27 protein-coding genes are annotated in these 24529 nt (G+C 66.4%); 15 read left to right on the top strand and 12 right to left on the bottom strand.

Translation table 11 applies throughout. The annotated features are described in order from the left end of the window. Positions 1–25: 25 nt before the first annotated feature. The 6 genes from ASD05_RS18405 to ASD05_RS18380 form a co-directional block, all read right to left on the bottom strand. A complete protein-coding gene (locus ASD05_RS18405) occupies positions 26–1354 on the bottom strand; it encodes a type II and III secretion system protein family protein (RefSeq protein ID WP_056595299.1) in 1329 nt (442 codons plus the stop codon). 42 nt (positions 1355–1396) lie between these two features. After that, positions 1397–2410, bottom strand: a complete 1014-nt coding sequence (gene cpaB / locus ASD05_RS18400) for a Flp pilus assembly protein CpaB (protein ID WP_056595298.1) — start codon at positions 2408–2410, stop codon at positions 1397–1399. 73 nt (positions 2411–2483) lie between these two features. Then, entirely contained in the window at positions 2484–2990 is a 507-nt protein-coding gene (locus tag ASD05_RS18395; RefSeq protein WP_200955456.1) for a prepilin peptidase, read from the bottom strand. A 1-nt stretch (position 2991) separates the two neighbouring features. Next, on the bottom strand, positions 2992–3174 hold the full coding sequence (locus ASD05_RS18390) for a Flp family type IVb pilin (protein WP_056595880.1): 183 nt from the start codon (positions 3172–3174) through the stop codon (positions 2992–2994). A gap of 421 nt (positions 3175–3595) precedes the next feature. Then, a complete protein-coding gene (locus ASD05_RS18385) occupies positions 3596–5059 on the bottom strand; it encodes a L,D-transpeptidase family protein (protein ID WP_056595297.1) in 1464 nt (487 codons plus the stop codon). Then, the gene (locus tag ASD05_RS18380) at positions 5026–6111 is read right to left on the bottom strand and encodes a nuclear transport factor 2 family protein (RefSeq protein ID WP_056595296.1); all 1086 of its coding nucleotides are present in this window, start codon (positions 6109–6111) and stop codon (positions 5026–5028) included. The genes ASD05_RS18385 and ASD05_RS18380 overlap by 34 nt, the downstream gene beginning before the upstream one ends. Positions 6112–6238: 127 nt before the next feature. On the opposite strand from ASD05_RS18380, the gene ASD05_RS18375 reads away from it, so the two are divergent. The 10 genes from ASD05_RS18375 (at position 6239) to ASD05_RS18330 (ending at position 16379) form a co-directional block, all read left to right on the top strand. After that, positions 6239–7201 (top strand): LysR family transcriptional regulator, encoded by a 963-nt coding sequence (locus ASD05_RS18375; protein WP_056595877.1) that lies wholly within the window; start codon positions 6239–6241, stop codon positions 7199–7201. A 133-nt stretch (positions 7202–7334) separates the two neighbouring features. Then, a complete protein-coding gene (locus ASD05_RS18370) occupies positions 7335–7847 on the top strand; it encodes a hypothetical protein (RefSeq protein WP_056595295.1) in 513 nt (170 codons plus the stop codon). 14 nt (positions 7848–7861) lie between these two features. Beyond that, a complete protein-coding gene (locus ASD05_RS18365; protein ID WP_056595293.1) occupies positions 7862–8869 on the top strand; it encodes a hypothetical protein in 1008 nt (335 codons plus the stop codon). A 131-nt stretch (positions 8870–9000) separates the two neighbouring features. Beyond that, positions 9001–10464 (top strand): aldehyde dehydrogenase family protein, encoded by a 1464-nt coding sequence (locus tag ASD05_RS18360; protein ID WP_056595874.1) that lies wholly within the window; start codon positions 9001–9003, stop codon positions 10462–10464. Positions 10465–10507: 43 nt separating this feature from the next. Beyond that, on the top strand, positions 10508–11761 hold the full coding sequence (locus ASD05_RS18355) for an ABC transporter substrate-binding protein (RefSeq protein ID WP_056595291.1): 1254 nt from the start codon (positions 10508–10510) through the stop codon (positions 11759–11761). A gap of 12 nt (positions 11762–11773) precedes the next feature. Next, positions 11774–12493 (top strand): ABC transporter ATP-binding protein, encoded by a 720-nt coding sequence (locus tag ASD05_RS18350; protein ID WP_056595289.1) that lies wholly within the window; start codon positions 11774–11776, stop codon positions 12491–12493. A 130-nt stretch (positions 12494–12623) separates the two neighbouring features. Continuing rightward, entirely contained in the window at positions 12624–13340 is a 717-nt protein-coding gene (locus tag ASD05_RS18345; RefSeq protein ID WP_056595287.1) for an ABC transporter ATP-binding protein, read from the top strand. Continuing rightward, positions 13333–14196: a branched-chain amino acid ABC transporter permease gene (locus tag ASD05_RS18340; RefSeq protein WP_056595285.1), complete on the top strand. Its 864-nt coding sequence runs from the start codon at positions 13333–13335 to the stop codon at positions 14194–14196. The genes ASD05_RS18345 and ASD05_RS18340 overlap by 8 nt, the downstream gene beginning before the upstream one ends. Positions 14197–14210: 14 nt before the next feature. Further along, positions 14211–15224, top strand: a complete 1014-nt coding sequence (locus tag ASD05_RS18335) for a branched-chain amino acid ABC transporter permease (RefSeq protein ID WP_235508029.1) — start codon at positions 14211–14213, stop codon at positions 15222–15224. Positions 15225–15371: 147 nt separating this feature from the next. Continuing rightward, complete coding sequence (locus ASD05_RS18330) at positions 15372–16379, top strand: Bug family tripartite tricarboxylate transporter substrate binding protein (RefSeq protein WP_056595282.1); 1008 nt, start codon at positions 15372–15374, stop codon at positions 16377–16379. A 124-nt stretch (positions 16380–16503) separates the two neighbouring features. Here ASD05_RS18330 and ASD05_RS18325 read toward each other — a convergent pair whose 3' ends face one another. Continuing rightward, positions 16504–17289 carry an IclR family transcriptional regulator domain-containing protein gene (locus ASD05_RS18325; protein WP_056595281.1) on the bottom strand — a complete coding sequence of 262 codons (786 nt, stop codon included), beginning with the start codon at positions 17287–17289 and terminating at the stop codon, positions 16504–16506. Between the two features lie 129 nt (positions 17290–17418). On the opposite strand from ASD05_RS18325, the gene ASD05_RS18320 reads away from it, so the two are divergent. The 3 genes from ASD05_RS18320 to pcaF are packed head-to-tail and all read left to right on the top strand — an operon-like array spanning position 17419 to position 20018. Beyond that, positions 17419–18120, top strand: a complete 702-nt coding sequence (locus tag ASD05_RS18320) for a 3-oxoacid CoA-transferase subunit A (RefSeq protein WP_056520167.1) — start codon at positions 17419–17421, stop codon at positions 18118–18120. Further along, a complete protein-coding gene (locus ASD05_RS18315) occupies positions 18117–18764 on the top strand; it encodes a 3-oxoacid CoA-transferase subunit B (protein ID WP_007836208.1) in 648 nt (215 codons plus the stop codon). Before ASD05_RS18320 ends, ASD05_RS18315 begins: the two co-directional genes overlap by 4 nt. A 48-nt stretch (positions 18765–18812) precedes the next feature. After that, positions 18813–20018, top strand: coding sequence for a 3-oxoadipyl-CoA thiolase (pcaF, locus tag ASD05_RS18310; RefSeq protein ID WP_056595280.1), 1206 nt, complete (start codon positions 18813–18815; stop codon positions 20016–20018). 42 nt (positions 20019–20060) lie between these two features. Here pcaF and ASD05_RS18305 read toward each other — a convergent pair whose 3' ends face one another. Then, positions 20061–20573 carry a DinB family protein gene (locus ASD05_RS18305; protein WP_056595279.1) on the bottom strand — a complete coding sequence of 171 codons (513 nt, stop codon included), beginning with the start codon at positions 20571–20573 and terminating at the stop codon, positions 20061–20063. Positions 20574–20675: 102 nt separating this feature from the next. Here ASD05_RS18305 and ASD05_RS18300 point away from each other — a divergent pair, with 102 nt between their 5' ends. Together ASD05_RS18300 and ASD05_RS18295 are read left to right on the top strand one after the other, a co-directional pair. Next, positions 20676–21377, top strand: coding sequence for a TetR/AcrR family transcriptional regulator (locus ASD05_RS18300; RefSeq protein WP_056595276.1), 702 nt, complete (start codon positions 20676–20678; stop codon positions 21375–21377). 12 nt (positions 21378–21389) lie between these two features. Then, a complete protein-coding gene (locus ASD05_RS18295) occupies positions 21390–21752 on the top strand; it encodes a hypothetical protein (RefSeq protein WP_056595274.1) in 363 nt (120 codons plus the stop codon). A 26-nt stretch (positions 21753–21778) separates the two neighbouring features. On the opposite strand, the gene ASD05_RS18290 is transcribed toward ASD05_RS18295, so the two are convergent. The 4 genes from ASD05_RS18290 to ASD05_RS18275 all read right to left on the bottom strand — a co-directional run bounded on the left by ASD05_RS18290 (position 21779) and on the right by ASD05_RS18275 (position 24529). Then, a complete protein-coding gene (locus ASD05_RS18290; RefSeq protein WP_056595272.1) occupies positions 21779–22009 on the bottom strand; it encodes a hypothetical protein in 231 nt (76 codons plus the stop codon). Positions 22010–22143: 134 nt separating this feature from the next. Then, complete coding sequence (locus tag ASD05_RS18285; protein ID WP_056595868.1) at positions 22144–23091, bottom strand: ornithine cyclodeaminase family protein; 948 nt, start codon at positions 23089–23091, stop codon at positions 22144–22146. A gap of 8 nt (positions 23092–23099) precedes the next feature. Next, positions 23100–23960 carry an alpha/beta hydrolase gene (locus ASD05_RS18280; protein WP_056595270.1) on the bottom strand — a complete coding sequence of 287 codons (861 nt, stop codon included), beginning with the start codon at positions 23958–23960 and terminating at the stop codon, positions 23100–23102. Beyond that, complete coding sequence (locus ASD05_RS18275) at positions 23957–24529, bottom strand: hypothetical protein (RefSeq protein ID WP_056595269.1); 573 nt, start codon at positions 24527–24529, stop codon at positions 23957–23959. Before ASD05_RS18275 ends, ASD05_RS18280 begins: the two co-directional genes overlap by 4 nt.

The raw sequence follows: 24529 nt of genomic DNA, 5'->3' as shown, positions 1-24529 counted from the left end.
TTCTGGCGTTCATGCTGGTGTTTCTTCAACGCGAGAAGCCGGGAAGCGCGGTGTTGGCTGCGCCGCCCAGGAAGATCGAGCGCCACACCGCGCCGTCGCGTTGTTCGGCGGTGCCCGGCAGGAACGGGTCGAGATCGGTGTTGCGTGCGATCGGCTTGACCAGACGCGGCGTCACCATGATCACCAACTCCTTCTCGCTCATCTGGTACTTGTTCTGCCTGAAGAAGGAGCCGAGAACGGGGATGTCGCCGAGCAGCGGCACCTTGTCGACGTTGGACGACGTGGTGCGGCTCACCAGACCGCCGATGACGAAGCTCTCGCCATCGCCGAGCTCGACGGTCGTGTCCGCGCGGCGCGTCGTGATCGCGGGAACCGCGACGCCGTCGATGCTCAGGGCGTTGGTGTAGTCGAGGTCGCTCGCCTCCGGAGCGACCTTCAGGACGATGCGGTCGTTCGACAGGACCGTAGGAGTCACCGACAGGCCGATGCCGAAAGGCTTGTACTCGATGGTCGTTGCCCCAAGGCTTTGCGGTACTGGAATCGGCAACTCCCCACCAGCAAGGAAGCTTGCGCTCTGGCCCGACATGGCCACCAGCGTCGGCTCTGCAAGCACTCGCGCGAGGCCGTTGCCTTCGAGCAGGTTCAGCGTCAGCTTCATGCCGCGGCCCTTGTTGGCATTGCCAAAGCCCAAGGCAAGACTGAACGCATCCGCCAGAACGCCGCCCGGCGTGGTGTTGCTGAAGCTGAAGCCATGGCTGTTGGGACCATAGGAGGAAAGGTTGAATCCCGCTTCCTTCAACACGCTCCGGCTGAACTCGACGACCTTGACTTCGACCTGGACGGTGTGGCTGCGGACGTTCACGACCGACCGGTCCTGCAGCGCGGTCTTCTCATCGGCGCTTGAAAGGGCGATGTCCGTGGCCTGCTGGTGCGCGGGGAGACTGTCGGTGGAGCCGGTCAGCACCGCCGCGCGGCGACGGACTTCCACGGCATACGTGGTGGCTGCTGTGCTGCCCTTTTCCCAAACCATCAAGGTCGTGCGTCCTGCCGCCTTACCCGTCATGATGAGGCGTGCGCCGGCCGATCCCGCGGCCTTGCGGGTCAGCGTGACGCCCACCACCGCCTCGTCGGCGATGGCCATGCGATCGATGCCCTTGTCGACCAGCAGTTCCTGCTGGGTTCCCGCCTGCATCACGAGCGCAATGGGCTGCCGCGCGGGAGGTGTCTTTGTCTCCGGGCCAGCTGCCTGCGAAGCGGGCGGCACGATACCGAACGAGACCAGGCACAGCGCGACGAGCGCAAGGCGAAATGGAGGCCGCCGATTCCTTGTGAACTGGCAGGGCGAATGCGGCATGTGTCTTCTTTCTTGAACTTGGACGGTCATTGCTTTGGCCGATCAATAGCGCATGGTTTCGCTTCGCTCGCCGCGGATCACTTCAACTTCGGTGCCTCCCCGCGCGGTCGGTGGGCCGCTGCGGGAGATTGCGTTTCCGGCCGGCGCATTGCGTGCCACTGCGTTCGCGCGGCGGGTGTTGTCGGTCGTGCCGCCAGAAACGAAATCCACCGCGGTCAAGCCTGCTTGAGCCTTGTCCAGCCCTTCGAGCGGGGCTCGACGCGGCGCGCCGGGCTTGGCCGGCGCGGGTTGCAATGCGGTCGGAAGTTCTGCGAAGAGCTTGGGATCGGGCTCGGCCGAGTCGGTCGGATTGCGCAGCGCCAGCAACAGCCGCCCACTGGATTCGCCCACCGTCAGGCGATTGATCTCGTCGACCGCGACCGCCAGAACAGCGGTTCTCGCCGCTTCCGTGCGTTGCGCCTGCGGCTGTGCCGTTCCGGCCTTGCCGTCCGCCCCCTTGGGTGGCAAACCGTCGACGGAGGCACTGCCGAATGCCAGCACGCGCTTGCGTGCGAGCAGCAGCCGCGCCTGGCTCCGATCGACGTCCTTGTTGTCCGACTTGAACATCACGAAGACATCGACGAAGTCGCCTGGCTGGACCTTGTTTCCGACGCCCATGAGCTCGTCGGCCTTGACCGCCACCGCACGTTCGCCCTCCGCCACGCGCAATGCGAGTCCCGAAACGAGCTGGCCTTGAAGCAGCGGAGTGCCTTCGCCAAGGTCCATCACCGGCACACGTCCGATGGCATCCGTCGTTTCCTGGAACGCGCCCGCGGGGTTGATGGGCAGGCGCTCGACGCGAATCGCGTCGGCGGAAATGGCTTGTCCTGCCGGCAAGGGCTTCGATGCGACCACCACCGCATACATCATTACCACCGGCGCCTTTGCTGGCGCGGCTACCGGAGCGGTGGCTGCTTTTGCAGGGGGAGCCTGCCTGCTGAGCATCCATGCATAGCCGCCGAGCGCAATGGCAAGCAGCACGAGGATGGCGGCGACTATCTTGGTGAGATGGATCATGGGCGGCATTTAGAAGAAGGAATGTGCGCAACCGGAAAATCGACGACTGGCGGCTTCGCCGCCATGTGTGCGATCAACTCTGTCGCCCCCAGATCAGCCATACAGCGGTGGCGAGCGCCAGATAGGCTGCATAGGGAACAACACGAGGCCGGCGTCCGGACGGCGCCATGCCGTCGGCAGCAGAGCGTTGGTGCGCAAGCATCAACGCGAGCCGGGGAAGCACGGGCCAGCGCAGCAGCGCCAGCCAAAGAATGCCGTGGAGGGCGGCGAGCAGACTGCCGCCGATCCAGATGGGAAGGAGTGCCATGGGGCCAACCCATAGACCGAGAGCGCCAGCGAACTTCACGTCGCCCGCTCCCATGACGCCTGTGGCATAGAAAAGCAGGAGTGCGCCGAATCCGGCGGCGAAGCCAAGCAGTGCTTCCGTCCAGCCCAGGCCCACGGGCTGATGCTCAAGGATGAGTTGTGCGAGCGCCGCCGCGGCGCCCGCCAACACGAGCCAGTTGGGAACAGTGCGCCTGCGGAAGTCATGGACGGCAATCAAGGCCAACCAGATCAACAGGACGGAATCCGCGCGCAAATCAATCCTTGGTCGGAAGCTTGCCTCCGATGTACGAAAACATATCGATCAGCGCCTTGCCGATGCCGGATGTTTCGGAAAAGATTCCGATCAAGATGATTGCCATCAGTCCCGCAATAATTCCATATTCAATTGCGGTAGCACCTTCTTCATCGCGCAAAAAACGAGCAATAGATCCAAGCATGATTTCCCTTTCCAGGAGTGTTAACAAAGACTTGCAGGTCAATGTTATACAGCGTAACTCTGTGTATCAACAGGGAAGTAGATAGTACTTTTGTCTAATGAGTACTGAGCGAGAGAGATAAAGCAGGATGGCGGCCAGCCGCCTGCCGGCCGGAATCAGAAACGGCCTGCTCAACCGATTGACAGTTTGGAAACGAATATTTCCCTCTGTACGACACATGTCACCTCCCATAAAGATGGGATGCGTCGTTACGTCGCCGGGAACGCGCGAATAGGAAACGTTACGGGAACAAACGCGTTACGTGTTACGTAGCGCGGGTTCCCAACGGGCCAGATGTAACATTGAAAAAAGGCCTATCTGGTGAGCAAAAAGTCACGAGATTGCGAGGTTGCCTCGCCGCCGGGAGGGCTTCGACCGGGCCTCAGCCCAGGATTTCTTCGTGAAACAGCTTCCAGTCGGTACCCTGGCGTAACCAGTACTGGCGCCGTGAGCGTCCACTCTTTTCGCCTTCGAACACTTCGCCGAAGGTAACAATCATGGTGTCGTCACCGTCCCGCCAGTGGAGGTAAGACATGTCCTTGAGCTGCACGCGCTTGCCCTGCGCGTATTTCACTTCTTCGTCGACAGCTGAAATTCCTTCGGTGGATTTCTTGCTGCTGCGCTGGAAATCGGGCAAATAGAATTTCTTCAATTGCGCTTCATTTCCATTGGCTCGCGCATCTTTCCAGCCATTGATTGCGCCGGTAATCGATTGCGACTCTTTTTCCGCCTGCGGCTGCGATATCCATTGCAGGCTGCGCGCGGTCACCACCGGGGTGGCGCCAATCTGCACTTTCCGCAAAAGCTGCTTCAGGTCGGGATTGGCCATGACCACGCAGCCGTCGCTCGCCAGCGGCGCCCGGGCGAACTGCTGGGGCGGGGTGCCGTGCAGCCAGATGCCGCCGCCGGTCTTGCCGCGCCGCAGGTCGTATGGGTTGGGGTAATTGATGGGCAGGGCGCCCGCGCCGTAGAAGTCCTTCAGCGACTTCGGGTCGAGGCTGCTGGTGATGTAGTACACGCCAAGCGGAGTGCGCGCATCGCCTTCGGTGGCCTTGTCGGTGCCCGACTTGCCGACCGAGATGTAGTAGTCGGCGGTGAGCTTCAAGCCCTTGTCCGAGTTCTCGAACAGGTACAGCCGCGAGCGCGAGGCGTCGACGGCAATGGCATAGCGGCTGCGGGTGGAGAGCGCCAGGAACTGTGACGGCACGGTGTTGGCCGGCGGCCGCTCACGCAGGGCCTGCAGGCGGCGCTTCGATTCCTCGTGCAGCTCGGCCATGGCCGGGTTGCCGCGCATCTTCGCGATGCTGGCGGTGTCGGGCAGCGCGTTCGACGGGGGCACCTGCGCCGCGAGCAGGTCGCCGTAGACGAGTTGCGCGAGCTGGAAGTTCGGATAGTCGCGCACCAGGTCGCGGGCCTTGGCCAGCGCGGGTCGGGCCTGGCCGCGGCCGAACATTTCGTAGACCGCGATCAGGCGTGCCTCGGCGTTGCCGGCTTCCTGGATAGGGGCCGCATTGGAGGCGGGCTTTCGTGCGGGCCTTGCCGTGGCGCCAGCTGTTCGGGCCTCTGCTGCAACCGCGCCCTTCCTGCTTTTGGGCTGTGCCTTGGCGGAAGACCGGCCGGCGGTCGTGGTGCGGCCGCCCGTTGCGGCCTTGGCCTTGGCGCTGCTACCGATCTTGGTGTTGTTCGACGCCAGTGCCGCACCGGGCGCTGCAAGCATCAGCGCGGAAGCGGTCACTAGGGCTGCAAGCAGCTGTCCGCTGCGCAGACGGAACGGGGGATTCTGAAGCCGGCCGTGCCGGACGATGTCTGCCACTAGCCGCCGACGCTTTCCTTGCGAATGTGCCAATGATTGCCGGAGCGCTGCATGTCCAGCGTCTTGCGGCTCGAGACGTTGAGGTTGTCCGCGCGATAGATCTGGCGGAACTTGGCGGTCGCGGTCTGTCCGTCGACCTTGATCGCGAGGTTCTCGATGTTCACGCTGATGCTCGTCTTGCCGACGATGCGGGCGCGGCGGTCTTCTTCCCAGCTCTTGCGGCTCTGGCCGCCTGCGGGTGCGAAGTCGGGGCCGTAGGCCGCGAGGTAGCGCTCCATGTCCTGACCGGCCCAGGCCGACGCCCAGGCGCGCACGGCCGACTCGACTTCGGCATTGGACGCGGTGCTGGCCGCAGGCGCCGGTGCGGGCGCCGGCGTTGCCTCGGGCGCCTTGGGCGCGGCGGCCACCGGTGCAGGGGCGGCCGCGACCTTGGCCGGCGGCGGCGCGGCAGGGGCTGGCGCGGGAGCAGGCGCCTTGGCCACGGGTGCCGGTGCCTGCGCCGCCGAAGCGACCACGGCCGTCGGCTTGCCACCCACCGGCGTCGGCGTGAAGAGCGTGCGGATCACCGCCAGCTTGGGCTGCACGGCGGTGTTGTTCTGGTCGAGCTGCAGGGCCTTGCTGTAGGCCTGGCTCGCAAGCCGTGCATACACGTCGCCGAGGTTTTCCTGGGCGGTGGCGTAGCTGGGGTTGGTGCGGATCGCGCTTTCGAGCGCGCCGCGTGCCTTGTCGAACTGGTTCTGGCTCGCGTAGATCACAGCGAGGTTGTTGTACGGCTCTGGCAGTTCGGGCGCATCTTGCGTGAGCTGCGTGAAGGCGGCGATGGCTTCTGCGCGCTTGCCGGTGTCGAGCTGGATCACGCCCTTGAGGAAGCGCATCTGCGGGTCGCGCGGCTTGTCCTTGAGGAAGGCGTCGGCTTTTGTCATGGCCTCGTCGAGCTTGCCGGCCTGCATGAGCTTGTCGACTTCCTCGTGCTCGATGGCGGCCAGTGCCGGCAGCATGGCGCCGCAGGTTGCCGCGGCCAGGAACAGGGCGCGAACGGCGGGAGAGAAGCTGAAACGGGCGCGCGGCCGGGGGCTCTTGGGCATTGCGGACAAGACCTCGTAGGGGGTGGGAGATGCGGCAGGCATTGTAAGTGGTGGTTAACCTTCGGACACAGTGATGACGGTCTTTCGACCTGGCCGCAACACGGGGCTCGCGCAGTACAGTGCGGCCGTGGACCGTCTCCAAAGTATTGAAACCTTCGTTCGCGTCGCGCAGACCCAGAGCTTCGCGGAAGCCGCTCGGCAACTGCGCGTGGCCAACTCGGTCGTCACCACGCGGGTCAAGCAGCTGGAAGAGTTCCTGGGCGCGCCGCTGTTCCACCGCAGCACGCGCGTGGTGCGCCTCAGCGACATGGGCCAGGCCTTTCTGCGCGACTGCACGGAGCTGGTCGTGCGTGCCGAGAGCATCGTCGACCAGATGCGCGAAGCGCGCGGCACGCCCTCGGGCACGCTGCGCGTGCATGCGCTGACGGGCATGGTGCTGGGCCGTTTTGCCTCGCTGCTGCGCGAGTTCCAGACGACCTATCCCGACATCCACCTCGAACTGATCGTGAGCGATGCGGTGGCCGACCCGGTGAAAGCCGGCGTCGACTGTGCGCTGCAGATTTTTCCCGCGGCTTCGCAGGAGCTGGTGTCGCGGCCGCTGTTTCCGGTGCGGCGGGTGCTTTGCGCCACACCGGCGTACCTCGAGGCGCACGGCATGCCCGCCACGCCGCGCGAGCTGCATCGCCACAAGCTGGGCCTGTATTCGGGCTACCCCACGCGCGACCGCTGGACTTTTCACCACCAGGGCGAGCAGACCACCATCTACCTGAACGCCGCGCTGCTGACCAACAGCGTGCATCTGCTGCGCGAATATGCACTGGAGCATGCGGGCATCGTCTGCCTGCCGACGCTGGTGGCGGGCGATGCCATTGCGCGCGGCGAGCTGTGCGTGGTGCTGGCCGAGCACCAGCTGTCGTCCTTTTCGCTCAGCGCGGTGTATGCGGGCACCTCGCGCAATGCGCTGAAACTGCGCCTGTTCATCGAGCACATCGCCACCCGCTTCACGCGCGTGCCGCCATGGGACGCGGCGCTGATCGAGCGCGGGCTCATCCCGTCGGAACTCATCGAGTTCAGCCGGACCAGCGGTTAGGTCTGGCTGGTGCCCGAACGGGGGTAAACCCCAGCGATTATTCGGAAGCGCCGAATAATCCTCTTCCAAACTGATCCCTACCGGCGGCGCCGGTTGACTCCTAGAGTTCGCTCATCACAGGAGACACCCCGCCATGACCGCAACCGCCTACCAAACCCGCTTCGGGTCGCTCAAGCACTTCGAGAAGGGCCACGTCGAACCGATCGACGACGACGTGCGCCACTACGCGTTTTCCAACTGCTTCGAGATCGCGAGCATCAGCAAGCCTTACGAGAAGGTCGTGTTCGGCCAGAACCAGATCTACGTGCTGGAGACGCTGCGCGCCGAAGGCACTTCGCCCTGGTACACCTGCGCGCACGACGAGTTCGCGCTGGTGATGGACGGCGATGTCGAAGTGCACCTGGTGCAGCTCGACGCCGCGCAGACGGTGGCCGACAAGGACAAGAACGGCGCCGTGCTGGTCGAGGGCGAACCGCAGGGCAGGAAGATGGGCTGGATGAAGCTCTCGCGCGGCCACCAGGGCCTGCTGCCGAAGAACACCGCCTACCAGTTCCGCAGTGCCGGCGAGCCGGGCGTGATCGTGCTGCAGAGCTGCAAGGGCGATCTCTCCGTGGAAAAGTGGGCCGACATCTGCCAAACCCATTGAACAGGAGCCACACCATGAACGCACCCGCAGAACTCGCCAAGGTGATCGCGTCGCAGCCCGACGCCACACTCGGCTACAAGGGCTTTTCGCTCGGCAGCTTCAGCTTTCACCGCGATGAATACTTCGTGCACATCGGCTGGAAGACCCGCGACGGCCGCCCGATGAGCCACACCATGGACGCCGGCAGCTACCTGCGCGCGCTGATGCGCGACGTGGCCTGGGGCTTCTTCTACGGCTGGGTCAACTTCGACGACGTGTTCGGCACCGTCAACCACTACGAGTCGGTCGACCTGTACGCCGGCAGCTTCAACGGCACCATGAAGGACGCGGGCATCGACCTGCTCGAGAACTTCCCCACGGCGCAGATCCGCGCCACCTTCGAGGCCATGCTCGACGACTGGACCAACGAGGCTTTCGACCCGTTCGCAGCGCCGCAGGAAACCGGCTCGCCCTACGGCCGCAAGAAGGGCAACAACACCGCCAAGATCACGAGGGCGCGCGAACTGGCCAAGCGCTGCGTGGGCCTGAAGGGCGACCTTGACCTGCGCAGCGACGAACGCGGCGCACCGGTCAACCGCGCCTTTGCCGACGTGCCGCAGGGCCAGCCCGAGCTGCACCCCGAGCCCGGTTTCGAGAACGAGGTGCATGCCTTCAATCTCTTCGGCTTCCTGAGCCGTTCGCAGGTCACGTGGAACCCGAGCTTCACCTCGGTGGTGAAGCACAGCTACATGTGCCCGACGACGGAGGAGCACATCCTGCCGATCATCCATGGCAACGACCGCGTCGAGTGGTTCTTCCAGATGACCGACGAGATCCACTGGGACTGCGGCGACAAGAACACCGGCAGGCCGATGGCCCGCGTGATCATGAAGGCCGGCGATATGGCGGCCATGCCTGCGTACTGCCGGCACCAAGGCTTCAGCCCGAAGCGCTCGATGTTGCTGGTGTGGGAGAACGGGTCGCCGAGCCTGGTGTACGAGATCCAGAAGGGCGAGTCGCCCGAGATTCCGGTGCAGTTCTGATGCATTACTCCCTCCCCCTCTGGGGGAGGGCAGGGGTGGGGGCTCTCCGAGCCCGCGCCCTCTTCGAAGAAGCCCCCACCCCAACCCTCCCCCAGCGGGGGAGGGAGAGGAAACCCATGCCTGCCTCCATCATCCGCCACCAGCTCTTCATCGACGGCCGCTTCGTCGACGCCGAGTCCGGCGAGACCCTCGCCACGCTCAACCCGCACGACAACACGCCCATCGCCAACGTCGCGCTCGCCGGCAAGGCCGACGTCGACAAAGCGGTTGCGGCTGCGAAGCGCGCCTTCCCCAAATGGAGCCGCATGGCCGCCGCAGACCGCGGCCGCATCCTGCTGAAGCTCGCCGACCTCATCGAGGCCAGCGGCGAGGAACTCGCGCGCCTCGAATCGCTCGACACCGGCCACCCAATCCGCGATTCGCGCCGGCTCGACGTGCCGCGCACCGCCGCGTGCTTTCGCTACTTCGGCGGCATGGCCGACAAGTTCCAGGGCGAAACCATTCCGGTCGAAGAAGGCTTCCTCAACTACACGCTGCGCGAGCCGGTCGGCATCGTCGGCCAGGTGGTGCCGTGGAATTTCCCGCTGATGTTCACGAGCTGGAAGATGGCGCCCGCGCTCGCGGCCGGCAACTGCATCGTGATGAAGCCGGCGGAGATCACGCCGCTAAGTTCGCTGCGCATCGCCGAACTGATGGCCGATGCGGGCCTGCCGCCCGGCGTGGTCAACATGCTGCCGGGCCTGGGCAGCGTGGCGGGCCAGTACATCGCCGAGCATCCGGAGATCGCGAAGATCGCTTTCACCGGCAGCACCGCCACGGGCCGGCGCATCGTGCAGGCCAGCGCGGGCAACCTGAAGAAGGTGCAGCTCGAACTCGGCGGCAAGGGGCCCAACATCGTGTTCGAGGACGCGAACCTTCAGGCCGCCGTCAATGGCAGCGCCTGGGCCATCTTCCACAACCAGGGGCAGGCCTGCATCGCGGGCTCGCGGCTGATGCTGCACGAGAAGATCGCCGATGCCTTCCTTGAGCAGTTCATTCCGCTCGCCAGGTCCATCCGCCTCGGCAACCCGCTGGACGACGCGACGGAGATGGGCCCGCTCACCAGCGCACAGCATCGCGAGCGCGTGCTGAGCTATGTCGATGTGGCGCAAGGCGAGGGCGGTGAACTGCTCGCTGGCGGCAAATCGCCCGGCGGCGATCTCGCGAAGGGCTGCTATGTCGAGCCGACCGTGATGCGTGCGAAGTCGTACAGGGACCGTGTTGCGCAGGAAGAAGTCTTCGGCCCCTTCGTCACTGTGCTCACCTTCAAGAACGACGAGGAGGCGATGCAGATCGCCAATGGCACCGACTACGGCCTGGGCAGCGGCCTGTGGACCAACAACCTGCAGCGCGCCCACAAGGTGGCGCGCGACCTGCACGCCGGCATGGTCTGGATCAACAGCTACAAGCGCGTGAATCCCGGCTCGCCCTTCGGCGGCGTAGGCCAGAGCGGCTACGGCCGCGAGATGGGGTTCGATGCGATGCGCGAATACACGCAGGTCAAGAGCGTGTGGGTGAACGTCGACGCGCAGATACCGCCGCACTTCGTGCGCTGACCCGGTCGTTGCGGCAACACAAACACAAGAGACGGAGACAACCATGGCATTCAATCGCAGACAGTTCACGCAGGCCACGGCCGCGCTGGTCGCCTCGGGCGCAAGCCCGTTGGTGTTCGCGGCCGACACGCTCAAGATCGGCTACGTCTCGCCGCAGACCGGCCCGCTCGCGCCTTTCGGCGAGGCCGACAAATGGGTCATCGACCAGATGAAGACCGCCTTCAAGGACGGCATCACGGTCGGCGGCAAGAAGTACGCGGTGCAGATCGTGCTGAAGGACAGCCAGTCGAACCCCAACCGCGCGGGCGAGGTGGCGAACGACCTGATCCTGAAGGACAAGGTGGCGCTGGTGCTCACCGCCGGAACGCCTGAAACCGCCAACCCGGTGAGCGATGCCTGCGAGCTCAACGAGGTGCCCTGCATTTCCAGCGTGGTGCCGTGGCAGCCGTGGTTCTTCGGCCGCAAGGGCGATCCGGCCAAAGGCTTCAACTGGACGTACCACATGTTCTGGGGGCTGGAGGACGTCATCGCCAACTTCACCAACGGCTGGAAGACACTCGCCACCAACAAGAAAGTCGGCGGCCTGTTCCCGAACGACGGCGACGGCAACGCATGGGGCGACAAGGAGCTGGGCTTTCCGAAGCCGCTCGCGCAGATGGGCTTCACGCTCACCGACCCCGGCCGCTTCCAGAACGGCACGCAGGACTTCAGCGCGCAGATCGCGGCCTTCAAGAAGGAGGGTGTCGAGATCGTCACCGGCGTGGTGATTCCGCCCGACGCCAAGACCTTCCTCACGCAGGCGCGGCAACAGGGCTTCAAGCCGAAGGTCATAACGCTGGGCAAGGCGCTGCTGTTCCCAGGCGCGATCGAGGCGCTGGGCGACCTGGGTGACGGCCTCTCGACCGAGGTGTGGTGGAGCCCGTCGCATCCGTTCACGTCGAGCCTCACGCAGCAAAGCGCGAAGGCACTGGCCGATGCCTACGAGGCCGGCACGAAGAAGCAGTGGACGCAGCCCATCGGCTTCGCGCACGCGCTGTTCGAGGTGGCGGCGAATGCGCTCGGGCGGGCGAAGTCGCTGAAGGCTGCCGACGTGCGCGACGCGGTTGCGTCGACGTCGATCAACTCGGTGGTCGGTCCGGTGAAGTGGGGCGGGCAGGGGCCGTTCAGGAACGTCAGCAAGACGCCGCTGGTGCTCGGCCAGTGGGGCAAGGGCAGCAAGTACAAGGTGGAGCTGACCATCGTGAACAACGAGGCGGCGACGAACATTCCCACCGGCGGCAAGCTGCGGCTGCTCTGAAGAGCGAATGCAATGACGCTGCTGGCACTGCATGCCGTGAGCAAGTCCTACGGCGCGCTCAAGGTCACCGACGACATCACGCTGTCGGTAACCGAGGGCGAGACGCTGGGCATTCTCGGGCCCAACGGCGCGGGCAAGACCACGCTGTTCAATCTGATCTCGGGCGACGTACGTGTCGACGCGGGGCGCGTGGAGTACGCGGGTCGCGACGTGACACGGCTGAAGCCGCACCAGCGCTGCCATGCGGGCATCGGCCGCAGCTACCAGGTGCCGCAGCCCTTCGGCAACATGAGCGTGTTCGAGAACCTGGTGACCGCCGCCTGCTTCGGTGGGCAGCAGACGGAGCGCGAAGCGTGGCACACCGCACACGAGGTGCTGGATCAGACGGGCCTGATGGCGCATGCGAACAAGCAGGCGGGTGGGCTGACGCTGCTCGACCGCAAGCGGCTGGAACTGGCGCGCGCGCTGGCCACGCGGCCGCAGTTGCTGCTGCTCGACGAGATCGCGGGCGGGCTGACGGAGCCCGAGGCCGCGGTGCTGGTCGGCGAGCTCCAGCGCATCAAGGCGCGCGGCGTGACGATGATCTGGATCGAGCATGTGGTGCATGCGCTGCTGTCGCTGGCGGACCGGCTGTTCGTCATCAACTTCGGGCAGAAGCTGGCCGAGGGCGCGCCGCGAGCGGTGATGAACGACCCGGAGGTGCGGCGGGTGTACATGGGGATGGAAGCATGAGCGCGCGGCGCCTTCGAATTGCTCCTTCCCCCTCTGGGGGAAGGTTGGGATGGGGGCACGACGGCGCCACCACTCCAACGCCGCTTGCCCCCACCCCAACCCTCCCCCAGAGGGGGAGGGAGCAAAGACCATGAACGCTCTGCTTACCACTCGCGCGCTGGAAGCCTTCTACGGCGACGCCCAGGCCCTCTTCGGCATCGACTTCTCGCTGACCCAGGGCGAGCTCGTCGCCATCATCGGCGCCAACGGCGCCGGCAAGTCGACCTTCCTCAAGAGCCTGACGGGCCTTGTGCGCGCGCCCGGTGAGGCGATCCGCTTCAAGGGCGAGCCCATCGGCGGCCTTGCTCCCGGCGACATCGTGCGCCGCGGCCTTGCCATGGTCCCCGAAGGCCGCAGGCTGTTTCCGAGCCTCAGCGTCGAGGAGAACCTGCTCATGGGCGCTACCGCCGCGCGCAAGGGGCCGTGGAACCTGCCGCGCCTCTACGCCCTGTTCCCCATCCTCGCCGAAAAGCGCCACCAGCCGGGCACCTCGCTGTCGGGTGGCCAGCAGCAGATGGTCGCGCTCGGCCGCGCGCTCATGAGCAACCCCGAGGTGCTGCTGTGCGACGAGCTGTCGCTCGGCCTCGCGCCCATCGTCATCCGCGAGATCTACGCGGCCATGCCAGCCATCACCGCGGAAGGCATGACCGTCGTGATCGTCGAGCAGGACGTGACCATGGCGCGGCAGGTCTCGCGGCGCATCTACTGCTTCCAGGAAGGTCGCGTGTCGCTCGAAGGCAACTCCGCCGACCTGACGCGCGAGCAGATCTCGCAGGCCTACTTCGGCGTGGAGGCTGCCCATGCTTGAGACCCTCGTTCAGGGCGTGCTGCTCGGCGGCCTCTACACGCTGTTCGCGCTGGGCCAGTCGCTGATGTTCGGCGTGATGCGGCTCACCAACACGGCGCAGGGCGACTTCATCATCCTCGGCGCGTTCGCGGTCATCGCGGGCGTGTCGCTGACGGGGGATGCGGCGCCGTGGCTGGTCGCACTCGCGGTGCTGCCGGTGGCCTTCGGCTTCGGCTACGCGCTGCAGCGCTACGTGCTCAACGGCACGCTGGGGAAGGACCCGCTGCCTTCGCTGGTCGTCACCTTCGGTTTGTCGATCGTCATCCAGAACCTGTTGCTCGAACTGTTCTCGGCCGATCCGCGCGCCATAGAGACCGGTGGGCTCAATACGCAGGGCATCGCGTTGGGCGATGCAATGTCGCTGGGCGTGCTGCCGCTGATCGTGCTGGCCATCGCGGTCGGTGCGACGGGGGCGCTGCAGTGGCTGTTCGCGCGCACGGCGCTGGGTCGGTCGTTTCGCGCCGTGTCCGACGACCGCGAGATCGCGGAACTCATGGGGCTCAATGCGAAGAAGGTCTATGCGCTGGCAACGGCGATTGCCTTCGTGCTCATCGCCATCGCAGGTGCGCTGCAGGGCATGCGCACCACGGTTTCTCCTTCGGACGGTCCGCTGCTGCTGCTCTTCGCGTTCGAGGCCGTGATCATCGGCGGTATGGGCTCCTTCTGGGGCACGCTGGCGGGCGCGATGATCCTCGGCGTCACGCAGCAGATCGGCTTCCGGCTCGATCCGGGCTGGGGCATCTGGTTCGGGCACATCGTGTTCCTGATCGTGCTGGTGCTGCGGCCGCAAGGCCTTTTCCCCAAGACACGTGGATGAAGCAGATGACGAACATGCCCCCACCCCTCATTGCCGTCGCGCGCGCCACCGCCGCGAGCCGAGCCGCACTCTTCACCGGCATCGCCCTCGTGCTCGTCGCCGCCAGCCTACCGTGGTGGGGCGAGTCGAGCTGGATGCGCGAGTTCGTCGAGATCGCCTGCTACTTCATCTTCGCGATGATGTGGAACCTGCTCGCGGGCTACGGCGGCATGGTGAGCATCGGGCAGCAGGCCTTCTTCGGTTTCGGCGGCTACGTGATGCTGATGCTCGGCAACTTCGCGGGCGTCAATCCCTTCGTGGCGATACCGCTGGGGGCGCTGGCGGCGGGGCTTGTGGCGATACCCGTGTCCTTCGTCGCGTTCCGGCTTGCGGGCGGCTACTTCGCCATCGGCACCTGGGTCATCGCGGAGGTGTTCCGGTTGAGCTTCGCCAACGTGTCGGCGGTGGGTGGCGGCTCGGGCACCACGCTCACCGCGCTGCGCGGCATCGACAAGGCGACACGCGAAAGCACCACCTACTGGATGGCGCTGGCCTGCGTGGTTGCGGCGGTCGCGCTGGTGTATCTGTTCCTGCGCAGCAAGCGCGGGCTGGCGCTGCTGGCGATCCGCGACAACGAAGTCGCGGCCGAGTCGCAGGGCATTCCGGTCGCGCGCATGAAGCTCGCGGTGTACGTGGTCGCGGCCTTCGGCGCGGGCCTCGCGGGGGCGCTGTACTTCGTGGGCAACCTGCGCATCAGCCCCGATGCCGCCTTCAGTGTCAACTGGACTGCCTTCGCCATCTTCATGGTGGTGATCGGCGGCATCGGCCGCATCGAAGGGCCGCTGGTGGGAGCGCTCATCTTCTGGGCGCTCAATAAGTTCCTGAGCGACTACGGCACGTGGTATCTGCTCGGACTCGGCCTGATGGCCATTCTCGTGACCCTATTCTTCAAGCAGGGACTCTGGGGCTACGCGCAGCAGCGCTGGGGCTGGTCGCTGTTTCCCACGCAGCGCAAGCTGCTGCACGCGCCTGGCAAGCCCGCGCGATAGACGCCATCCGATGTGAAAACCCCAGCGTCGTGTCCGTTGGGACTTGCGCAACACAGTTTGCTCATGTAACGTGTTGTAAGTGCGATGGTCAGCTGGCGTTCAGCCGGCGTTCCGCATTTCCTGGTTTTCACTCTCTCTGGAGTCACCTTGACAATCACCAAACGCCGCTTGCTCGAAGGCGGCGCGGCAGCCGTTGCCGCCTCGTTCTTCGCGAAAGCTTCGTGGGCCCAACGCACCGCTCCCGCCGGCGAAGCCGCCTGGCCGACCAAGCCCGTGCACATCCTCGTGGGCTTTCCCGCCGGCGCCTCGCCCGACCTCGCGGCCCGCGCCATCGCCGAACCCCTGTCGAAGATCCTGCGCCAGCCGGTGGTGGTCGAGAACAAGCCCGGCGCCAGCGGCAACACCGTGGCCGACCTGGTGGCCAAGGCCACCGATGACCACACCGTCGGCGCGCTGATCAACGGCAACCTCACCATCGCGAAGCTGCTCAATCCGTCGCTGCCTTTCGACCCCGAGAAAGACTTCGCGCCGATCGGCCTCATCGGCACCGCACCGCTGGTGCTCGTGGTGTCGGGCAGTGCCTCGGGCAAGACTGCGGCCGAACAACTGCTGTGGGTGCGCAACCTCGGCACCGGCGCCAGGTACGGCACGCCGGGCGTGGGCACGGTGGGCCACCTGGGCATGGAGCTGCTGAAGAGCCGCGCCGCCATCACGGCGCAGCACAAGCCCTACACCGGCAACCCGCAGGTCATTGCGGGCCTGCTGGCCAACGAGATCCAACTGGCGCTGCTGCCGCCCGGCCTGGCCTTGCCGCACATCAAGTCGGGCAAGGTGAAGGCCATCGGCGTGACCTCGCCCGAGCGCAGTCCGCTGGCCGGCGAACTGCCCAGCATCCGCGACGCCGACGTGCGCGGCGCCGACCTCGAGATCTGGACCGCGCTGGCCGCGCCCGCGGGCATGAAGCCCGCGGCCGTCACCAAGCTCAACGCGGCGCTGGTCGAGGTGATCAGCTCGCCCGATGTGAGCCAGGCCCTGCTCAAGACCGGCTGGCAGGCGCAGCCCGGTTCGCCCGACACGCTGGCCAAGCGCATGCGCGCCGACACCACGCGCCTGGGCGGCGTGATCATCATGAAGGGCATTCACTCGGAGGGCTGAGCTCGCCCCAGGCTTCGCGCACTTCGTGTCGCTTCTCCCACCCCCTACCGGGGGCAACACCAGCGGCCCGGCGAAGCCGCTTCCGCGGTGTTCCTGGAAAGGGCCAACGGCTGCGTGCGGTTGCCTAAAGAAGCTGCGAGACTTTCTTCGCGGCATCGACCAGGGCCGGCAGCATCGTCTCCTGCATCACCTTCGCGCTGGTGCGGTTCGCCTGCCCGCTGATGTTGAGCGCGGCCACCATGCGGCCGTGCCGGTCGACGATGGGGGCGGCCACCGAGATCAGGCCTTCTTCCAGTTCCTGGTTCACCAGGCACCACTGCTGTTTGCGCGCCTGCGCTACCTTGGCCATGAGCACGTCGATGTCGGTCACCGTGTGCTTGGTCAGCGCCTGGATGTCGGAGGCTTCGAGCCGTGCGCGCACCTCGTCGTCTTCCAGGTCGGCCAGCAGCAGCCGGCCCAGCGACGTGCAGTAGGCCGGCAGGCGCGAGCCCACGCCCAGGCTGATGCGCATGATCTTCTGCGTGGGCACGCGCAGCACGTAGACGATGTCCGTCGCATCGAGCACGGCGGCCGAGCATGACTCCTGCACCTGCTGCACCAGCGCCTCCATCACCGGCTCGGCGCGGTTCCAGATCGGCATCGACGACAGGTACGCGAAGCCGAGGTCGAGGATGCGCGGCGTGAGTGTGAAGAGCTTGCCGTCCGTCACCACGTAGCCCAGCGTCTGCAGCGTGAGCAGGATGCGCCGCGCCCCCGCGCGCGTGAGCCCGCTGCCGGCCGCCACCTCGCTGAGCGTCTGGTGCGGCGCTTTCGCGCTGAATGAACGGATCACCTGCAGCCCCCGCGCAAAAGACTGGACGTAGCTGTCGCCGGGCGCGGGTGTGTCGGTTTGTGCGGGGTGGGTTGCCATGGTGGTCGATCCTCTTTAGAATTCATTATACGAACAAATGTTCTTTAGACGAACAAATCGGCGGTTCGCAGAATCGATCGGCGTGTTCAGGTGGTTCGGTTTCTTTCCTCACTCCCGGAGACAAGCTTCATGATCAACAAGATCGCGCGCTCGGTCGCCGATGCCCTGGCAGGCATCCAAGACGGCGCCACGGTTCTCATCGGCGGTTTCGGCACCGCCGGCATTCCCAACGAACTCATCGAGGGCCTCGTCGAACAGGGCGCCAAGGACCTCACCGTCGTCAACAACAACGCCGGCAACGGCGAGACCGGCCTCGCGGCGCTGCTCAAGGCCGGGCGCGTGCGCAAGATCATCTGCAGCTTCCCGCGCCAGGCCGACAGCCAGGTGTTCGACGGCCTGTACCGCAGCGGCAAGCTCGAGCTCGAGCTCGTGCCCCAGGGCAACCTCGCCGAGCGCATCCGCGCCGCGGGCGCCGGCATTGGTGCCTTTTTCTGCCCCACCGGCTACGGCACGCAGCTGGCCGGCAACCGCGAAACCCGCGAGATCGACGGCGTGCAGTACGTGCTCGAGTACCCCATCCACGGCGACGTGGCGCTCATCAAGGCCGAGCGCGGCGACCGCTGGGGCAACCTGGTCTACCGCAAGGCCGCGCGCAACTTCGGCCCGGTGATGGCCATGGCCTCGACGAAGACCATCGCCACCGTGCACGACATCGCCGAACTCGGCACCCTCGACCCGGAGACCATCGTGACCCCGGGCATCTTCGTGCACCAGGTGGTGCGCATCGAACGCGTGGCCACGCAGGCCGGCGGCTTCAAGAAGGCAGCATGACCATGAGCTACACACGTCGCACCAAGGACCAGCTCGCAGCGCGAGTGGCACAAGACATCTTCGACGGCGCCGTCGTCAACCTCGGCATCGGCCAGCCCACGCTGGTGGCCAATCACCTGCCCCAGGGCCGCGAGGTCATCCTGCAGAGCGAGAACGGCATCCTCGGCATGGGCCCTGCGCCCGAGGCCGGCGAGGAAGACTACGACCTCATCAACGCCGGCAAGCAGCCCGTCACGCTGCTGCCGGGCGGCTCGTTCTTCCACCACTCCGACAGCTTCGCGATGATGCGCGGCGGCCACCTCGACATCTGCGTGCTCGGCGCCTTCCAGGTGTCGGCCACCGGCGACCTCGCCAACTGGCACACCGGCGAGAAAGACGCCATTCCCGCGGTGGGCGGCGCGATGGACTTGGCCATCGGCGCCAAGCAGACCTGGGTCATGATGGACCTGCTCACGAAGCAGGGCGCGAGCAAGCTGGTGAAGGAGTGCACCTATCCGCTGACCGGCATCGGCTGCGTCAAGCGCGTGTACTCCGATCTGGCCACGCTCGAATGCACGCCCGAGGGCCTGAAGCTCGTCGACCTGGTCGATGGCCTGAGCCGCGAGGAACTCGAGAAGCTCGTGGGCTTGCCGATCGCCGCGTAAGGCGGACTTCCGGTACCCGAATCAACATCCTTCCAAAAGAGACAGACCATGACCAACCAAGCCTTCATCTGCGACGCAGTCCGCACCCCCTTCGGCCGCTACGGCGGCTCGCTCAGCAGCGTGCGTGCCGACAACCTCGGCGCCGTGCCCCTGCGCGCGCTGATGGAACGCAACAAGAACGTCGACTGGCAAGCCGTGAGCGACGTGCTCTACGGCTGCGCCAACCAGGCCGGCGAAGACAACCGCAACGTCGCGCGCATGTCGGCGCTGCTGGCGGGCCTGCCGCTCGAAATCGGCGGCGGCACCATCAACCGCCTGTGCGGCTCGGGCCTCGATGCCGTGGGCACGGCGGCACGCGCCATCCGCGCCGGTGAAGCCGGCCTGATGATCGCCGGCGGCGTGGAAAGCATGAGCCGCGCGCCCTTCGTCATGCCCAAGGCCGAGAGCGCCTTCAGCCGCAACAACGCGGTGTACGACACCACCATCGGCTGGCGCTTCGTCAACAAGCTCATGAAGGCGCAGTACGGTGTCGACTCGATGCCCGAGACGGCCGAGAACGTGGCCACCGACTACAAGATCGAGCGCGAGGCGCAGGACCTGATGGCGCTGAACTCGCAGCTGCGCGCCGTGGCCTCGCAGAAGTCCGGCTTCTTCGACGCCGAGATCGTGCCCGTGACCGTGCCGCAGAAGAAGGGCGACGCGATCATCGTCAACAAGGACGAGCATCCGCGCGAGACCAGCCTCGAATCGCTCGCCAAGCTCAAGGGCGTGGTGCGCCCCGACGGCACCGTCACCGCCGGCAACGCCAGCGGCGTGAACGACGGCGCCTGCGCGCTGCTGCTGGCCGACGAAGCCAGCGCCGCCAGGCACGGCCTCACGCCGCGCGCCCGCGTGGTCGGCATGGCCACCGCCGGCGTTGCGCCGCGCGTCATGGGCATCGGCCCCGCGCCCGCTACGCAGAAAGTGCTGGCGCTGACCGGCCTCACCATCGACCAGATCGACGTCATCGAACTCAACGAAGCTTTTGCTGCACAAGGCCTTGCCGTGCTGCGCCTGCTGGGCCTGAAGGACGACGACGCGCGCGTCAACATCAACGGCGGCGCGATCGCGCTGGGCCATCCGCTGGGCGCCAGCGGTGCGCGCCTGGCCACCACTGCAGTCAACCAGCTGCACAAGGGCGGCGGCCGCTATGCGCTGTGCACGATGTGCATCGGCGTGGGGCAGGGCATTGCGGTGATTCTCGAACGCGTCTGACCGGCAACCCCACCGCGGACGCAATGCCCCGATCCCGCGCCGTTACGCGTTCCGCTCGCGGCGCGCGGGCTCGGCCTGGTGCAGATAGCCGGTGAAGGTATCGGGCGGCGACGATCCCGTGAGCCGGGTCATGATCTGGCCGACCTCGCCCCGGTGATAGCCGCCATGGGCCACCACGTGGCCCAGCATCTCCTCGCGCGACATGCGGCCCGGGCTGCCGTCGGTGAACGTGAACTCGATGCTTTCCGCAAGCTCCTCTGGACTCAGGCGCGCGACGTAGTCGACGTACCAGCGGTCCGTTTCCCTGACCGATTCGGCCAGCGCTTCCAGGGCTGGTGGCTCGCGCGAGCCTGTCGCCGTGTATGCGTGCGCCTTGCGCTGGAGATTCGCAACGAAGATGCGGTCGACGATGCAGGCGTGGTTGAACACGCGCATCGCGCAGCGGTACTCGTCGGCCGGGCCCTTCGCGGCCAGGCCTGCGAGACCTGCCAGGAGCCCTTCGTCGGCCCAGGCCTTGTACCGGAACAGCGAAGCCAGAAGCGTCTGCGTACTCATCACAATCTCCCCTTGAACGGTTGAATGCACGCGTTGCGTGCGGTCCTATTCTTGAATGGAGCCTCGAACTTGGGTACTCGCATTCCCCCGCAGCGCCGGACCATGCGCAAAGCACCGCGCCAGCAGCGTTCGCGCGTCACGGTGGACGCGATCGTCGAGGCCGCAACTCGCGTTCTGGCGGGCCGCGGATGGGCGCGGTTCACCACCAACGAGATCGCGGCGGTGGCCGGTGTCAGCGTCGGCTCGCTCTATCAGTACTTCCCGGACAAGCTGGCCATCGCCGAGGCGATCCGGCAGCGCCACCTCGACGAAGTGCTCGTGGCGCTGTCCGGCGCCGACGATGAAGGCGAGCAAGAGGGCGATGCAGTGGCCATGCTGCCGCGCCGGGTGGAGCGCTTCGTCGATGGCGTCATCGCAGCCCACTCGGTCGACCAGGCGCTGCACCGCGTGCTGATGGGCGAGGTGCCGCTCGCCGCGCGTTCGAGCTACCCCGAGTTCGAGGCGCAATACCAGCGGCGCTACCGGGCCCTTGTCGCCGAAAGCCAGGGACCGGGAGAAAGCGCCGATACCGAGGTCGCGGCCCGCATGCTCTCGTCCGCGGTCGAAGGGGCGGTTCATGCAGCAGCACGGCGTGGTGACCTGGAGACTCCCGCGATGAAGACCGAACTCGTCAGGCTGGTTCTCGCCTACCTGAGCGACCGCCAGTGCGCGGGCCGAGGCTCCATCGGCATGCGGGTTGCCGGTGTGGACACAGCCTCGGACCCTGACCACAATGCCCCGGCCCCGCGCCTTCGCGGGTGTTGAAAGGTCGTCGCTATGAAAAATATGCTTGTGCCGGTTTGCCTGGCCCTGGCTCAGATGATGGTCGTGCAGGTGGCGTCCGCCCAGTCTTCCGGCGAAGTCGACCCGGCGCAGGGCAAGGCGCGGCCCACGGCGCCCACCACCAAGGCGGAACGCGCCGAGGCCCGCAAGGAACGCCGCGCGGACGGCGCCGCTGCCGCACGCGGACCGCAGATGCAGGAAGGCGAGGTCCGCCCGACGACCGCGCCGAAGATGTCGAGGGAAGAGCGCCGCGCCGCGGCGGCCAAGCGTCGCGCGGCGAACCGCGAAGCGATGAAGGCGGGTCAGCTCTCGCGCGGCGGCAGCAACGACGCGCCGGAAAAGCAGAAGAAGCCCTGAAGCTGAGCGGGTGCCTGGCTGGGCCGTCAGGCCCAGGCCTTGGCCGAGCGCCGCTGCAGAAGCGCCAGCATCCGCGCCTCCTCCGCGTCCCGCAAGCTCTTGGCGGCGCGCCTGGCGGAGTACGACACGTAGAGCGTGTCGATCGCCTTCTCCCAGCATTGGGCCGTCTGGTGGATGCAGTCGGCACTCCCCGGCTCGGCCGGCACGGCGTAGCCGGCCTTGCGGAGGATGTTGGCTTTGTGTTGGGTGCTGAGCATGTGGGCCCCCGTCGGTAGTTCAGGAGCAAGATAGCCCCAATGCACAATATTTACTATTGGCTACAAGGCGTATCTGGATGTTGGAAAAATCCGCCCTGACGGAGGTTTTTTCGCCGAAGACTAAGCCATAAGGCTTAGGCCATGTCTCTCGATTGCCACACCAGGGTGGCGGCGGCCAGGTCTTCCAACGCGCTTCCGACGGCCTTGAACACGGTGCGTTCCTCGCCGCCGGAGCGGCCCGGGCGCTCTGTGCGGCAAAGGGCGGCGAGGGTGCCGCCGACGTCTTCCGCCCGCAGCGTGCCGGCGGCGATCGCGTCGAGCAGGTCGCCGGATTTCTGCAGCGCCTCGTCGGTGTCGACAAAGGTGCGGGCCCCCGCGAAGCACTGCGCATCGGCCTCGCGCATGGCCGGCGTGAAACTGCCGATCAGGTCCAGGTGCGAGCCCGGTGCCAGCCATTCGCCGCGCACCAATGGCGCGGTGGCCAGCGTGGCGCAACTCACGATGTCGGCCTGGCGCACTGCCCCTTCCAGGTCGGTGGCGGCTTGCGCGTTCCAGCCCTCGGCGCGCCACTGCGCGGCCAGCGTCTCGGCGCCTTCGGCCCGGTGGTTCCACACCCACAGCTCATCGATGGGCCGCACGCTGGCATGCGCGGCGGGAAGCATGCGCGCGATGCGGCCTGTGCCCAACACCAGCAACCGGCGCGCGTCCCGGCGGGCCAGGAACGACGCGCCAAGCGCCGAGGCGGCCGCCGTGCGGCGCGCGGTGATCTCATTGCCGTCCATCATCGCCAGCGGCACGCCGGTGTGCGCGTCGTACAGCACATAGGTCGCATGCAGCCCGGGCAGGCCGCGCGCGCTGTTGCCCGGAAAGATGTTGATGGTCTTGATGCCCAGGAAGCCCGCATCGCTCCACGCCGGCATGATGAGCACCGTGCCGTTGTTCCCGCCGCCCGAGGCGGTCTCGATGCCGTGCACATGGCGCGGCGGCACCTGCGCTCCGGCGACGAAGGCCGCGTGCAGCGCGGGCACCAGCCGCTCGAAGTCCAGGGGTGCGCGGGTGGCGGCTTCGTCGAAGTGCTTCATGGCGGTTGTCATTGCTGCAGCGGATGTTGCGCGGCCTCGAAGAATGCGGTCAGCGCCTTCCGGTAGGCGGCGCCGTAGCGCAGGGCCGTCATCGGTTCGAGGTGGCTGGCGCCCGGCACTTCGATCAGCCGACGGGGCTCGCGCGCATCGGCCAGCAGGCGCTTCGAATGCGCGAGCGGAATCACCTGGTCGGCCGTGCCGTGGATCAGCAGCAGCGGAACGGGCGACACCGCCGCCACGTACTTCGATGCCGCGTATTCGTCGCTCACGAGCAAGCCGGCGCCCCAGAGCTTTTCGTTGGCAATCGACGAATAGGAATAGAAGGTCGACTCGACGGCCACCGCTTTCACGCCCGCCCTGTTGCCCGAGCCCATCACCGCGATCGCGTTGGTGCCGCCCAGGCTCTGCCCGAAGAGAAACAGCCGCTCTGGGTCGAGGTCGCCGCGCGAGCGCACATAGTTCAGCGCGGCGTGGGAGTCCTCGAACACGCCCTTGGGCTCCGGCTTGCCTTCGGACTGGCCGTAGCCGCGGTAGTCGAATACGAACACGTTGTAGTCCTGCTTCGGCAGCCAGGCCACGAAACGCCAGTGTGTGCTCATGTTCTGCGCGTTGCCATGGAAGTGCACCACCGTGCCCTTGGCTTCCTTCAGGTTCTGGCGGTTCTCCGCGGGCAGGAACCAGCCGCTCAGGCGCGTGCCGTCGGCACTGGCGAACTGCACGCTCTCGTAGCGCAGGCCCAGCACGTCGGGTGTTTCGTAGCGCACGCTGTCGGGGTAATAGAACAGCGACTGGACGCAGCCCGCCAGCATGAGCGGCAGCGCACACAGCGCCAGCCTCTTGCACCATTGGCGGACTGAGTGGTTCGTCATGACGGTTTGCCCGAGGCGTTCGCGCGATTTTCTGCAAGCATGTTGCAGAAGAGGGCGCCCTGCTCGATGGCGTCGTCGAGCGCGACGTGTGTGTGCGGCAGCTTGTCGAACCAGCGGCGCGGCATCGCGCGCTTGGTGCTTTCGCGGTAGTCGAGCCCGAGCATCGCCATCGCGAACGACTTGACGTCGAGCGCCGAGTGGCTGAACGGGCTCTCGCCGGCGAAGCGCATCAGGTACCAGTAGACGAACAGGAAGTCGAAGCCCGCCGGGTAGGCGACGAACACCGGCCGCGCCGGCAGGCCCTTGAGCCAGCTCACGTAGTTCTTCATGGCGTGGGCCGGGTCTTGCAGGTCGATGCGGCAGGCAGCCCAGGCCTCGGGCTGGGTCTTCCACCACGCGGCAGTCTTCGGATCGGCCTCGGCGCCCGGCAGGGTGTGCAGGTTCGCGCTGAAGGTGGAGATGAGCTGTTTGTCGGCGGTATAGGCGGCCGAGCCGAAGCTGAGCATCGAGTTCGGCCCGGGAATGGGGCCGTCGGATTCGACGTCCGTGCTTATGTAGATTTCTGACAT

It is taken from the genome of Variovorax sp. Root434, from assembly GCF_001426595.1.
In the GTDB taxonomy this organism is placed as follows: Bacteria; Pseudomonadota; Gammaproteobacteria; order Burkholderiales; family Burkholderiaceae_C; genus Variovorax.
The sequence above is the reverse complement of the archived record's forward strand: the minus strand, read 5'-3'. Positions and strand labels throughout refer to the sequence as shown.

Excerpts from the sequence above, each read along its gene's own strand:
- ASD05_RS18405 (WP_056595299.1), bottom strand. The coding sequence starts at position 1,354 with ATGCCGCATTCGCCCTGCCAGTTCACAAGGAATCGGCGGCCTCCATTT.
- cpaB (WP_056595298.1), bottom strand. The coding sequence starts at position 2,410 with ATGATCCATCTCACCAAGATAGTCGCCGCCATCCTCGTGCTGCTTGCC.
- ASD05_RS18390 (WP_056595880.1), bottom strand. The coding sequence starts at position 3,174 with ATGCTTGGATCTATTGCTCGTTTTTTGCGCGATGAAGAAGGTGCTACC.
- ASD05_RS18380 (WP_056595296.1), bottom strand. The coding sequence starts at position 6,111 with ATGCCCAAGAGCCCCCGGCCGCGCGCCCGTTTCAGCTTCTCTCCCGCC.
- ASD05_RS18370 (WP_056595295.1), top strand. The coding sequence starts at position 7,335 with ATGACCGCAACCGCCTACCAAACCCGCTTCGGGTCGCTCAAGCACTTC.
- ASD05_RS18365 (WP_056595293.1), top strand. The coding sequence starts at position 7,862 with ATGAACGCACCCGCAGAACTCGCCAAGGTGATCGCGTCGCAGCCCGAC.
- ASD05_RS18355 (WP_056595291.1), top strand. The coding sequence starts at position 10,508 with ATGGCATTCAATCGCAGACAGTTCACGCAGGCCACGGCCGCGCTGGTC.
- ASD05_RS18350 (WP_056595289.1), top strand. The coding sequence starts at position 11,774 with ATGACGCTGCTGGCACTGCATGCCGTGAGCAAGTCCTACGGCGCGCTC.
- ASD05_RS18345 (WP_056595287.1), top strand. The coding sequence starts at position 12,624 with ATGAACGCTCTGCTTACCACTCGCGCGCTGGAAGCCTTCTACGGCGAC.
- ASD05_RS18340 (WP_056595285.1), top strand. The coding sequence starts at position 13,333 with ATGCTTGAGACCCTCGTTCAGGGCGTGCTGCTCGGCGGCCTCTACACG.
- ASD05_RS18335 (WP_235508029.1), top strand. The coding sequence starts at position 14,211 with ATGCCCCCACCCCTCATTGCCGTCGCGCGCGCCACCGCCGCGAGCCGA.
- ASD05_RS18325 (WP_056595281.1), bottom strand. The coding sequence starts at position 17,289 with ATGGCAACCCACCCCGCACAAACCGACACACCCGCGCCCGGCGACAGC.
- ASD05_RS18320 (WP_056520167.1), top strand. The coding sequence starts at position 17,419 with ATGATCAACAAGATCGCGCGCTCGGTCGCCGATGCCCTGGCAGGCATC.
- ASD05_RS18315 (WP_007836208.1), top strand. The coding sequence starts at position 18,117 with ATGACCATGAGCTACACACGTCGCACCAAGGACCAGCTCGCAGCGCGA.
- pcaF (WP_056595280.1), top strand. The coding sequence starts at position 18,813 with ATGACCAACCAAGCCTTCATCTGCGACGCAGTCCGCACCCCCTTCGGC.
- ASD05_RS18305 (WP_056595279.1), bottom strand. The coding sequence starts at position 20,573 with ATGAGTACGCAGACGCTTCTGGCTTCGCTGTTCCGGTACAAGGCCTGG.
- ASD05_RS18300 (WP_056595276.1), top strand. The coding sequence starts at position 20,676 with ATGCGCAAAGCACCGCGCCAGCAGCGTTCGCGCGTCACGGTGGACGCG.
- ASD05_RS18295 (WP_056595274.1), top strand. The coding sequence starts at position 21,390 with ATGAAAAATATGCTTGTGCCGGTTTGCCTGGCCCTGGCTCAGATGATG.
- ASD05_RS18290 (WP_056595272.1), bottom strand. The coding sequence starts at position 22,009 with ATGCTCAGCACCCAACACAAAGCCAACATCCTCCGCAAGGCCGGCTAC.
- ASD05_RS18285 (WP_056595868.1), bottom strand. The coding sequence starts at position 23,091 with ATGAAGCACTTCGACGAAGCCGCCACCCGCGCACCCCTGGACTTCGAG.
- ASD05_RS18280 (WP_056595270.1), bottom strand. The coding sequence starts at position 23,960 with ATGACGAACCACTCAGTCCGCCAATGGTGCAAGAGGCTGGCGCTGTGT.
- ASD05_RS18275 (WP_056595269.1), bottom strand. The coding sequence starts at position 24,529 with ATGTCAGAAATCTACATAAGCACGGACGTCGAATCCGACGGCCCCATT.